Origin of the sequence: Rothia sp. HSID18067, from assembly GCF_003989445.1 — a bacterium.
Lineage (GTDB): Bacteria > Actinomycetota > Actinomycetes > Actinomycetales > Micrococcaceae > Rothia > Rothia aeria.
The window spans coordinates 806180-818655 of sequence record NZ_RBMF01000001.1 but is presented as its reverse complement, the minus strand read 5'-3'; the positions used below and the strand labels follow the sequence as shown (position 1 = coordinate 818655).

Here is a 12476-nt window from a genome sequence, read left to right as displayed (position 1 = left end):
TGGCAGAAGATGCTAGCGGAACGGCTTGACCGTAGAAGTAGAGGGCACACGGATGAGTGTTTCGACTGCGCCATTATTGCTTAGCATAACTGCCGTGAGAAACCCTCCGCGATGCTCCACACCGGACTCCAGCGGGCGGATTGCCTCAAAATCTAAGGGCGACATACCCTCCATGCGTTTCTCATGCCGGTGACCGAACCACTGCACAATACCGCGGCGAGCGCAGGCCGTATCCAGTTCGTCTGCGAACACCCGGTAATTCGTTTTGCCGTACAGTGCCCGCTCCGTATTATTCGTACCACGGCACAACACCTCGTCGGCGAGCAGCCCCGTCACATACCGGCCAGGTGCCGCCGTCACCGCATCCAGCACAGCGGGAATAACACCACCGTGGCTCACCCAATGCTCCCGGGCGCCCACGGTAAATGCGAAGAACGGCACCGAACGGTTAATAAGCTCTTCACGCACTGCTCGTTTGGTAATGCCAGCTTCTTCAAGCTGCCGCAGAGTCTCGATCGTGTCATCTGGTTTATCGTAATTAAAAGTACCTAATGAGGCACGCCGCACCGCGATCTCGTGGTTACCCTGTACAATCACCACATTCTTGCGTTCAGGCAGCAGAGTGTTATACACCGTCACCGGGGTGGTGCCCCGGTCGAACAGATCACCCACAAATATCCAGAAATTGTGAGGGCTATCTAACCCTCCCGGAACTTTGGCAATAAGCTCTTGAAGCTCATCACCTGCACCTTGAATATCGCCTACAAGGACAATGCGTTCATACTCTGAAAGGTCGTGCGGCGTTACGGTGAGTATCTGAGCAATGTCGTGCATATTCACCCAGCCACGCATAATCTTACGGTCTGGTTTTTGTTCCCATACACCATCAAAGGCACTATTAGTATCCGTGGGGTTTGGGGAATTTTTATGGTGCGCATCTACTAGATGAACGGTGTAGTCGTAGGCCCTAGCCAGTCTGATGACACCTTTAACGTCTTTAGTGGTGAGTGTATCGGGGGAGTCGATAGTTGAGAGCCCCGTCAAATCTCCGCGCAGAAAAATTGTTTCACCCATCGTCATTTTTGATTCAATAGCACCGTAAATAGCCGTCATGGCGAGTTTGCGGGCACGATCGGTCAGCGTGGTTAGCCTGCCCTCGAAAGAAAAACCAACACTTCCATAGAGGGAACGGAAATCTCCCATGTCAATGATGTAAGAGCGCCAATCTAGTGTGGGGCTGGGAAAAATACTGTCTATAGCCTGGTGGCCGAAGATAACAAAAAGTCTGCGCATGTTCTAATCCTTTCATGCTGTTGGTAAGTGCAGTATCTGCTGTAAAGCGTAGAAACCCCGCACACTGTAGTGTAATATACAACACATATAGAATAAATATGTTACCATCTGTATTTACTGAATGTATACGGAGGGGACGGCAGATAGCGAATACGATAATGACAGAAACAGCGGAATCAGCAGAACAAAACACCACAGAAAAAACAGCACACACCCACACAGACGCAGAAAACACACCCCAGCATCCCGTAAAAGCCCCCGCCGCAGACGAGCTGAAAAACAGGGTGTCATTACGGGTAACCCCGCCAGGGTACCGCTACCCCTGGCACCGCTGGGTGATTCCCATGGTAGGCGAAACCACGGCGGGTGTGGGCGCTATCCTTATACCCGTTAATGTGGGCGTTTTCATTAACCAGCAGATCGTTGGCAACACCGCAGTTGCATGGCCGCTTTTCTGGGTGGTTGTAGCATCTATCATGGTGATTGCAGCCAATGAGTACTTCGGGTGGGGCGCTTCCCTCAGATTTGGATCGGAACTCGACCGGGACTGGCGCACCTATGTGAATGGTCTGCTGGGGCGTTCCCTCGCGAAAGCAGACCCCGGTGAAATGGTCACCGTTATGACGAAAGACATCCGGCGCGTCACTAACCTCTTTTTCTCCGTGCCGCTCTTCGCCAACGCTATTATTGTTGCCGCAATGGGTGCGGTAATGCTGTGGCTCATTAGTCCGCTCACTGCCATTATTACCTTCGTCGGAACTTTCATCGTGGTTGGTGTGCTCATCCAGTACTCTAAATTCCTGGAGAACAGGGTGGGTGTATACCGCACTAAAGATGGAGAGAACTCATCCCGTGCCTCAGACATCGCCACCGGGTTACGCACTATCACCGGGTTAGGGGCCGAACAACAAATGCGGGCACGCTACCGTGAAGGTGCTAACGCAGTGTTCGACTCCCTTATGGCTTATGAACGTATCCGCCGCTGGATGTTTTTCGTACGCGTACTCCTCACCGGCATAGTCACCCTGCTTGGTGTGGGGTTCGCACTTACCGGCCATGTTGAAGAAGGACGCTGGGTGCCTGACGTGCACGCCGCATCCCTGGTGACTGTTGCCTCCATTATCTCCATGATGGGCGGCCCCATCTGGATCTCCCAAAACTTCATCACAGAATGGCGGTACGCAAAAATTGGTCTGGCAAAAATAGCTCGGCTTGAAGGGTATGCGGGTGTTCGAAAAGGTGTGCTGAAAAAACCGCGCACAGATGCCGAAATGGAGGAACTACAGGCAGAGGCCAACGCCCACGAAAGCACCACCCGTGTGCGGGTGCGAGAAGTATCAGCGCAAGCAGCCAACCAGCACATCATCTACATTAACCCGCGTGCGCACAATATGACCGCCCAAGACTATGCGCAGGCGCTCACCGCAGCACTACGAACCGGCAATAGCGTTGAGACACCCACCCCGCACAACACTCAAACGGAAGAGCGTGTGCTTCTGAGTGAATCAAACCCCATGATCTTCGCCGGAACCCTGCAAGAGCACCTACGACTAGGGACCGTGCCGCCCGACACCGCAGAAGCCGCCCGTGCAAAAGACGAATTTTTGCTCAAGATCACCGATTCCCGGGAAATTGCGCACCGGTTAGGCGGGCTCGACCCCGACGACTACTATGCTGCCCGCATCACCAGTGAAGGGGCTAACCTCTCGGGCGGGCAGCGCCAACGTTTAGCACTAGCCCGCGCTCTCGCCCAAGACGCCCAGATTCTCGTACTCACCGAACCCCTCAACTCAGTTGATGAGCCCAGCCAACGCTACATCTACGACCATTTAGAGCAGCACGTGGGCCAACCGGGGCTGCTCGAAAAAATAGCAAAAATATACATCGTCTCAACCACCGCCGAAGTGGTGCGCCGTATTGAACGCGACGGGTACGTGGTTGTAGAAGACGATGGCACCATCAAACCTTCAAGCACCACCGACAAACCCAAGAAACAGGAGGTGAACCGTGGCTAAACTACCCACCGAACCGCCCGAAGTAGTAGCCCGCATGATGGGCGCATATATTATCCACCACAAGGGCAGGGCAGCTTTCACCTTCTGCATATACCTATTCGCCAGTGTGATGGGCGCGGTCGTGCCCCTGCAGATCGGGGCTGTAGTCGATGAGGTGGTCGCTGGGAAATACACGGAATACCCGTGGAAGCCGCTAATGATTATTTTCGCGGCAACCTTTGCGGAGGCAATACTAATCTGCATCGCCATGTACAGTGCATCCCGGCTAGGTGCGCTCGTCACCCGAGAAGCCAGCATCGACACTATTGACGCCGCCCTTGACCTTGACGCGCGCACCGTCGAAGAATCCGGCAGTGGCGATCTGCTCACCCGCGTAACCGACGATCTCTCCTCGGCCTCCAACGCGGTCAGCTTCGATCTACTCGAAATCCTGTTCGTGGTGCTCTACTTTGTTGTTTCAATGGCCTCACTCGCAACACTGAGCATACCCATGAGCCTTATTTTCCTTCCCATGATTGTGGGGCTCGCGGTGCTCATGCGCCACTACCTGCCGCGTATGGCGCAGAAAAACCAGGTCGTGCAAGAAAACACGAGTGAACTCAATAGTGTGCTCACCGAAAACGTGCGCGGTGCCGCCACCATCCGTGAACTCGGGGTGCACTCAAGCCGTGAGAAAGTCTTCGATGACGGGAACAGGCACCGGTTCGAGGCGACCCTCCAAATGCAGCGCCTACGCCAAAGGTTCTACGTACTTGATGCCCTCAACGCCTGGTTTCCCACCATTGTGTGCCTGCTGTGGGGCAGCTTCTGCGTCATGCAAGGCTGGGCCAGTTGGGGTGCGGTGGCCACCGCCTCCATTATGGTGTTTAGCCTGCGCGTTATGGCAGATATTCTGGGGCATCACACTAACAATATTCGTCTGATGCTGGTGAACATGGGGCGCGTCTTCGGCGTGGTCAACCTGGCGAAAGCACAACGCGAAAAACGCACCGCAGAACGCAAAGCAGCCCGCGAGAAGCTGCGCTCCAACCCGAATGAGGCGCCCGTCGATACGCATCTTATCGAACGAGCCGAAGCCGCCGGGCACTTCTCGCACGCCATCGAATGCCGTGGGGTGTCGTACGGGTACTCCTCCCAGGCGCTTGTGCTGGAAAACATTAACGTCACCATCTCACGCGGGGAGTGCCTGGCCTTGGTGGGCCGCTCCGGGTCAGGAAAAACCACCCTGGCACGGCTGATCGGCGGCTCGCTCACCGCACTAGAGGGCACCATCAGGGTGCTCGGCAAGCCCGTAGGGAACGGTGATTTCCCCACTGATGCGCATGTGGATGGCCGTCCCCGTCTGCTTGTATGCACCCAAGAGGCCCACATCTTTTTCGGCACGGTCGCCGATAATTTCACCGCCGTAGCCCCAGAAGCCACCGAGCAGCAGATCGGCCACACCCTAGATGCGGTGGGTGCCCGCTGGTGGCGCACCCTCCCTATGGGGTTGAACACGCAGATCAGCGGCGGCGATTTTGAGCTGACCCGTGACCAGGTGCAGCAGCTGGCACTGGCACGCATCGTGCTGGCAAACCCGCACGCGGTGATCCTTGATGAATCGACCACGCAGCTTGAGCTGGTGGACGCGACCGAATCTTTACGCGCGGTCTTAGCTGACCGTGCCGTACTGATTATTTCCCATGATGCGCGTATCGCCTCCCTCGCTGACCGTGCTGTGCTGCTGGAGGATGGGAAAATCACTGCCGAAGGTACCCCAACCGAGATTTTTGAGCTGACCTAGCGGCGCGACCAAACAATAAGGCGCACATATACCCTGCGTCCATATATTACGTTGCACCTGCGGCACCCCAAGTAGCGGGTGTGTTAGAGTGAAGAAGCGATATGGGGTGCCCCGAACCCACCGGTATACACGATATGATGCCGTGGCGCGGGCTGAGAAATACCCATTGAACCTGCTCTAGTTAGAACTAGCGAAGGGATATCGAACCATGGCAGAGCAGCCTTAAATCTTATTTCTCAAACACCGAATAACCATTCTTTTATACTGTGGTGCGCCAGCAGCGATGCCGTGCCGCCCCAAGGAGACTATAGCTATGACGCTACTAGACACATCGACACCTCGTGTGCTTTCCATTGCCGGAACCGACCCCACAGGCGGTGCCGGAATCCAGGCTGATCTCAAATCTATTGCGGCAAGCGGCGGTTACGGTATGTGCGCCACAACCGCACTTGTCGCACAGAACACACAGGGGGTTCGCAGCATTTTTGCTCCACCTACCAAATTTTTAGAGGAACAGCTCGCGGCAGTTTTCGACGATGTGACTGTGGATGCCGTTAAAATCGGTATGCTCGGCGATGTCGAAACCATCACCACCGTCAAGACCTGGCTTGCAGAACATCCGGTACCGGTGGTGGTACTTGACCCGGTGATGGTTGCCTCCAGTGGTGACCGCCTGATTAGTCAAGACGCCGAGCAGGCACTGCGTGAATTGGTGGCGCAGGCAGATGTTATCACCCCGAATATCGCCGAACTCGCGGTGCTCTGTGAGAGCAACCCTGCCCAGACTTTGGAGGAGGCTCACAACCAGGCGGCCCAGCTTGCCGGGAGCACTGGCACGATCGTGATTGTTAAGGGCGGCCATTTGACGGGGGAGGACGCCGGAAACTCGGCTGTTTTCCCTGATGGAACTCATACACATGTGGCTGTTGCCCGCATTCAGACGAAGAACACCCACGGCACAGGGTGCTCGCTCTCATCAAGTCTTGCTACCCGCCTTGGACTTGCCCTTGTGAACGGCAATAATGAACTGAACGCGCGAGTACTCACGAATGCGCTGGCATGGAGCACCCGGTGGCTCAACGAAGCTATTATCGCGGGTGAGGCACTGCACGTGGGCAACGGGCAGGGCCACGGGCCGGTTGATCATCAGGCACGCGCTCGCCGTTTGGAGCGTGCAGCCGATACGAAACCGTGGGAACACTTGTATGCTGCTGAAGAGCTTACAGGTGAGAACCCCAAAAACTTGGTGAAACCCGCGCAGCAGAAATCCCCAGAGCCGAAGGTAACTCCGGCGGGCCCGTGGACGGCCGCCCTGTGGGAAGCTACCGGTGATATTTGGCGAGACATTCTCGATTTGCCGTTTATTCGCGGGCTGGGTGACGGCACGCTTGACGAGGATTTGTTCGGCTTTTACCTTGACCAGGATGCGCAGTATCTTGCCCAGTATTCTCGCGCCCTAGCTACTCTTTCGGCACGTGCCAGCTCATCGCAGGGTCAGGTGCATTGGGCGGCGGGCGCTCAGGCGGCGATTGTTGAGGAATCGCTTCTGCACGATGAATGGTTGGCGGCGCATCCTGCTATTCCTGCGGAGCAGGGCGGTATTCGGCGCGGTGCACCTTCGGCAGTGACAATGGGGTACACGAACTTTTTACGTGCTACTGCCGCTGGCGAGGATTATGTGGTGGGCGCAGCTGCGGCGCTTCCATGCTACTGGCTGTACCTTGAGATCGGTTACCGGCTCTTGGAGAAAACCCACGAGGAACACCCGTATAATGCCTGGATTTCCGTGTATGGCGGCGAAGAGTTCGCTGCGGACGTGCGCCGCTGCGTGGCGGTTGTTGAGGAAGCATTCGAGCAGGCTTCCCCCAGTCAGCGTGTTGCTGCTGCCCAAGCGTATATGAGCGCATGCTTGTATGAGCGTGACTTCTTCGACCAAGCACACCGGGCGTTACGGTAATAGCTGAACCCCTACAATACACCCGAAGAACATAAACATATTGCCCACCCAGCCATATGTTTATTCGCGCCGGATTGTTATTTGAGGCAAACGAAAGAAGCCCCTTCGCCCGAATCAAACAGCGGAACGTGTGTACCGTTTGGATTCGGGGGAAGAGGCTTCTTTCCCCTCAATACCACAGGGGAGAGGCTGCTGCTAACCCTGCTGCAGGGTCTCCAGCACAGCTACCAGCTTCTTACCGTGCTCAACACCAATAGCATGAACAGCCTCAGTGTTACCCGGGTCGCTCGTGGTGCCGTAGCTAAACAGCGGCTCAAGCAGCTGCATACCAGTGAACGCCGCAGTGTTCGCGTAGTCGGCAAAGGCCGGGGGCAGCTCGCTCGGCAGCATGTTCTGGTAAATATCTTCAGCGGCGCCAGCAGTTGCCGAGAGCAGGAACTTCTTACCCTGCAAAGCGGTACCATCAGTGCCGTATGCAAAACCGTACTCGAACACGTCATCAATCCACTGCTTCAACAGTGAAGGCACCGAATACCAGAACACCGGGAACTGCAGCACCAGAACATCATGCTCCACTAGAGCCTTCTGCTCAGCTGCAATATCAAACTTGCCGTTCACACGAGTTTTATCCAACTCACGCACAGTCACAGCATCACCAAAACGCGCTTTAACTGCTTCAAGGGCTGTTTTGTTCGCGGTGGACTCCGGCAGGTTAGGGTGGCCCGAGACGATGAGGATCTTAGACATGTTCATTCCAATCTAGAGAGAAGTAAACAGAAGTAAAAAACTTCTGACGTTAAGCATAACCCGCAATAGTTACTTTTATATTGCTGCATCTACGCTCACAGTGGAACCGCGCATAAAGCCCGAGGCGATTCGGTCCACCCTATCAAGAAACAGGGCAGAAAACCACTTCGGGCTTCAACGGAATAACTGCAGAAAAGCTACTTCTTATCCGTAGAATTCTCGCCTGTGGCACCCTTTAAGGCGCCCATAAGCGGCCCCACAATATCCAGCGGAAGCGGGAACACCACTGTCGAGTTCTGGTCGGCGCCCAGCTCCAGCAGGGTCTGCAAATACCGTAGCTGTAAGGAGGCAGGCGAGGCGCTCAGAATATCGGATGCCTCCTTCAGCTGTGAGGATGCCTCAAGCTCACCGCGAGCCGAAATGATCTTTGCGCGGCGTTCACGCTCAGCCTCAGCCTCACGAGCCATTGCGCGCTGCATGGCCTCAGGAATCTCAATATCTTTGATCTCAACCAGCTCGACTTTAATGCCCCACGGGCGGGTGCGTGAATCAATAATGCTCTGCAAATCCGCGTTCAAATCATCGCGGTGCGCCAGCAGCGTATCAAGGTCCACGCGGCCCAGCAGCGAACGCAGCGTAGTCTGAGCAATCTGCGAGGTGGCAATCGGGTAGTTCTCCACCTTCAGCACAGCATCTTTCGCGTCGACCACACGGAACAGCACCACAGCATTCACACGGGCCGGAACGTTATCTTTAGTGATAACCTCCTGCGGGGGAATAGTAAGAGTAATCACACGCATATCTACACGCTGCAACGAGTCAATCAGCGGGATCACCATATTAATACCGGGCTTCAGCTCAGAACGCAGATGGCCGAAACGGAACGAAATGCCGCGCTGATATTCAGGAATTACCCGAAGCGTGCGAATAATCAAAAACGCAAGAATCAGGATAATCGGGATAACGATCGAAAGAATAGTGAGAGAATCCATGGTGTCCTCTAAAAATTGTGTCTAACAAGGCCGCAGGAATGGCCCGCATAGGTGCTTTAGACAATGTGTTGAGTTGTTAATAATCGCAGGGTACAACCACCGGTGGGTGCACCCCAAACCTGTTTTAACCATACCGGCCACAGCCACAGAATGTAAGGGCGCCCACTCCCATATGTTCAAGCTTTAGCCCGGAAATAAGAGGATGCGCTTCCCAGCCTGCGCGTCGCATGCAACAGCACGCACAGGCCGGGGTGCACATCCAGCCAACCTAACTATTTGCTTCTTCGAGGTTTTGCTCCTGAATAACCTCAGCCGTGGTCTTATGCAGACGCGGGGTAGAAGTTCCCTCGCCGCTCCAAGCTGGCCGATCAGGATCAATAGTTGATGACGGACGCACCGGCAGCTGGGCCGAAGCGATCATCTGTTTACGGGCGTCATCGGTGCGGCGTTTGCGCTCATTGCCCACGCCGCCCCACTTCGCAGCGAACCGGTCAATCTTTGTAGCAACCGATTCGTCCGCGCTTGAACCCGGAATATGCTTCGGGTCGGCTGCGAAATTCTCGGGTGAGCGGATGAGCTTAATCGCCAGCGGGTACGTCAACGACAGACAGACTACCACCGCAGCCAGCTCAATGAGCAGCTCAATGGGGGAGTGCCATCCGAAAGCAGCCGCAACCATAATGACCGGGCCGAATAATGCCACCGCAACCGCCAGACCACGGTGGAATTTCCCCGACTCCGAATACGGCCACTCATCAACCTCACGGGTGAGTTCACGCCCGTTCGATGAGACAGTGCAGGTGTCCTTAATGGGGCAGGTGTTGCATACGCTGGGCTTAGCCCGGTAGCGCATCACACGGTTATCCGTGTCAAACGCTACCGGCCACAGCCACTGGTCTTCCGGGCACAGCCAGGCGTCATTACTTTCGTGGTAGGTGAACCCGAACGTTCGGGACGCCACAAAACGCTGACTGGTGCGTTTCGCGAGGATATCGAAACCCCAGCCGACGGCGACCAGACCCAGCGCGTACACGCAGGCCAGCCACACCATCATCGAAACCCCGGCAAACTGTTCAGGCATCATCAGCCTCGGCGATCACTGCGGTAGGGGCTGGTCTGCTCGGGCAGCTCGTCAGCAGCTTTAGCGCCAGCGAACTCGGCGATACGAGCGTCATCAACCATCTCGTACAGCGGCGGCTCAGGCAGCTCAAGCACAGTCTCCTTATTCTTCGGTGCGAAGTAGGAGGTGATGCCCAGCCACGCCAGCTTAATCAGCGGCAGAATACCGGCCAGGAAAATCACATCGCCCGGCAAGCGCAGCCAGTCCATGATCAGGTTGGCATCGGACTGAATGTACGCCAGCGAACGAGCCTCATAGTAGCCCTGACCAACCGAGTGGTACAGCTGAGCCACGCCCAGCGGCAGCAGCGAAATGAACACCATCCAGATCAGGCCGATATTCAATGCCCAGAATGAGAACTTCACACCCTTCTCAGGCCACTTGTTCTCGGGAATCAAGTACCGCAGCGCAAACACGGCAAAGGCCAGCGCCAGCATGCCGTACACGCCCATCATGGAGCCGTGTGCGTGGTTTGCGGTCAGCGCCGTACCAATCTCGAAGTACGAAACGATCGGCAGGTTGATCAGGAAGCCAAACACACCAGCACCCAGGAAGTTCCAGAAGCCCACGGCGATCAGGAACATCACAGCCCAACGGTGCGGGAACGGTTTGGTGCGGTTGGAGTACTGGCGAGCACCCAGCTGCATGAAGCCCCACGCCTCAACGGTCAGGAAGGTCAGCGGAATAACCTCTGCTGCTGAGAAGAACGCACCGAATGCCATCTGCTCAGACGGGGTACCCGCAAAGTAGGTGTGGTGCATGGTGCCGACCACACCACCGGCGGAGTAAAGCACGGCGTCCATCATGATGATGGAGATTGCGATACGCTCACGCACCACGCCCAACAGTACGAAGATGTAGGCGACCATCACAGTGGTGAAGAGCTCAAGGAAGTCCTCAACCCACAGGTGCACCACCCAGAAACGCCAGAACTCGGCGACCGAGAAATGGGTGCGCTGACCAGCGAGCATACCCACAGCGTAGAACATGGGGATTGCCAGACCAGAGAAGAGGAACAGCCACGGCATGGAGGTCTTCTTCCCGGTCTTCAAACGCGAGCTGAGGGTACGCCACACGATCACAATCCAGATGAACATGCCTGCGGTGAGCAGAATCTGGAAGAAGCGCGGCAAATCAAGGTATTCCCACTGCTGCGAGAAGATCGAATTCTCAGGTACCCAGCCCTTTTGCGAAAGCCACTCGTTCAGCAGCGAGCCGAGCACCACGAACACCACTGCCACGAACAGGATAACGGTCAGCAGCCCCTGTTTCTTCGGCTCTTTGCGGGTAATGAGCGGGGCGATGAAGATACCGCCTGCCAAGAACGCCGCAGCAGTCCAGAAGAGGGAGAGCTGCACGTGCCATGTTCGGGAGACGGTGTAGGGGATAAGCTGCCCCATATCAATCCCGAAGAAGCCTGTGAGCTCCACACGGTAGTGCTCGGTAAGAGCACCCACAAGAGCCTGCAGCAGGAACAGCACCAAAATAGTGATGAAGAACAGCCCGGCCGCCTTCTGTGAGGGGGTCAGGCGCACCTCGTCGGGCTGGCGGAAGTCCAGCACGGGTGCCTCCTCGCCATGCCAGCCGATGGTGCGGGACCAGCGGCCATAGATGGCGAACATTAGACCGGTACCGCCCAGCAGTGCGATCAGCGACAGCGCCGACCAGACCATCAGGTCTGCGGTGGGTTTGTTGTCTACATTGGCTTCTGCGGGCCAGTTATTGGTGTAAGTGTAATCCTGGTTGGGACGCTCAGCGGCTGAAGCCCACGCAGTCCAGCCAAAGAACGCTACAAGGTCGTGCAGTTCTTCTTCGCTCTTAATGGCGTTGGGGAACAAGCCCTGAGAAGTATTATCCTTGGTGAGCGTATCCCTATAGTGGTTGACCATCTGGTCAAACCCCTTGGTCTGCCCCGCCGTCCAGTTCAGAGTCTTGCTGGACTCGTCGTACTTATTTTCCTTGCGCCACTCGTTCTTAACGAGTTCACGGGGCTCTTGCTTACCCTCTTCCCTGTATTGTTTGACGGCAGCGTCCGTAGTCAGGCGCAGGTATTCCGCCGTGAAGTCCGGGCCGATGTATGCACCGTGGCCGAGAACCGATCCGTACTGCTGCAGGCCGCGGCTCTGGTAGAGCTCCTGACCGTGCTGAATCTGTTCCGCGGTGGCGATTACCTTGCCGTCGTTGCCGATGATTTTATCGGGCAACGGCATGGAGAGCGCATAGGTGCGCATCGCCAGGATTGCCATAATGGTAAAGCCCAGGAGCATCACAAATGCAACGGCCTGTACCCAGCCTTTACCGGCGTAGGCACCGACCGCGTCCGTGCGGCGGGTGACCTTGGCGATCTCCTCGCGCGTTACGGGTTTCTTAGCCATATTGTATGTCTCCAGTGTGCGTATATTTTTTGTGATTCGAGTGGGCTCGTTTGGAGAGGCTCGACAGGCGAGCACAACTAGTCCACCCGTTTTTATTCTTGCATTACAAATACTTATTTAGAAAATTTTAGTGACACTATGTCGAGAATGTGAAGTTAATTGCATAGTAACCTTTAGGGTTGTTTTGGGCTAAA

8 protein-coding genes and 1 riboswitch are annotated in these 12476 nt (G+C 55.8%); of the genes, 3 read left to right on the top strand and 5 right to left on the bottom strand.

All coding sequences use genetic code 11. The features are described 5' to 3' along the window. Positions 1 to 12: 12 nt before the first annotated feature. Positions 13 to 1293: a metallophosphoesterase gene (locus D8M23_RS03550; protein WP_126853726.1), complete on the bottom strand. Its 1281-nt coding sequence runs from the start codon at positions 1291 to 1293 to the stop codon at positions 13 to 15. Positions 1294 to 1451: 158 nt separating this feature from the next. Between D8M23_RS03550 and D8M23_RS03545 the strand changes: the two genes are divergently transcribed. The 3 genes from D8M23_RS03545 (at position 1452) to D8M23_RS03535 (ending at position 7048) form a co-directional block, all read left to right on the top strand. Beyond that, complete coding sequence (locus D8M23_RS03545; protein WP_126853725.1) at positions 1452 to 3308, top strand: ABC transporter ATP-binding protein; 1857 nt, start codon at positions 1452 to 1454, stop codon at positions 3306 to 3308. Then, a complete protein-coding gene (locus D8M23_RS03540) occupies positions 3301 to 5091 on the top strand; it encodes an ABC transporter ATP-binding protein (protein WP_174234602.1) in 1791 nt (596 codons plus the stop codon). The genes D8M23_RS03545 and D8M23_RS03540 overlap by 8 nt, the downstream gene beginning before the upstream one ends. Positions 5092 to 5183: 92 nt before the next feature. Further along, positions 5184 to 5307, top strand: a riboswitch (TPP riboswitch). 97 nt (positions 5308 to 5404) lie between these two features. Next, a complete protein-coding gene (locus D8M23_RS03535; RefSeq protein ID WP_126853724.1) occupies positions 5405 to 7048 on the top strand; it encodes a bifunctional hydroxymethylpyrimidine kinase/phosphomethylpyrimidine kinase in 1644 nt (547 codons plus the stop codon). 195 nt (positions 7049 to 7243) lie between these two features. Here D8M23_RS03535 and D8M23_RS03530 read toward each other — a convergent pair whose 3' ends face one another. From D8M23_RS03530 to D8M23_RS03515, 4 genes are all read right to left on the bottom strand, one after another. Further along, positions 7244 to 7795 (bottom strand): NAD(P)H-dependent oxidoreductase, encoded by a 552-nt coding sequence (locus D8M23_RS03530; protein ID WP_126853723.1) that lies wholly within the window; start codon positions 7793 to 7795, stop codon positions 7244 to 7246. A 197-nt stretch (positions 7796 to 7992) separates the two neighbouring features. Then, on the bottom strand, positions 7993 to 8787 hold the full coding sequence (locus D8M23_RS03525; RefSeq protein ID WP_006887346.1) for a slipin family protein: 795 nt from the start codon (positions 8785 to 8787) through the stop codon (positions 7993 to 7995). Positions 8788 to 9055: 268 nt separating this feature from the next. Next, positions 9056 to 9868, bottom strand: a complete 813-nt coding sequence (locus tag D8M23_RS03520; RefSeq protein ID WP_037234512.1) for a transposase — start codon at positions 9866 to 9868, stop codon at positions 9056 to 9058. Positions 9869 to 9870: 2 nt separating this feature from the next. Next, positions 9871 to 12282 (bottom strand): nitric-oxide reductase large subunit, encoded by a 2412-nt coding sequence (locus D8M23_RS03515; RefSeq protein WP_126853722.1) that lies wholly within the window; start codon positions 12280 to 12282, stop codon positions 9871 to 9873. Positions 12283 to 12476: the final 194 nt, after the last annotated feature.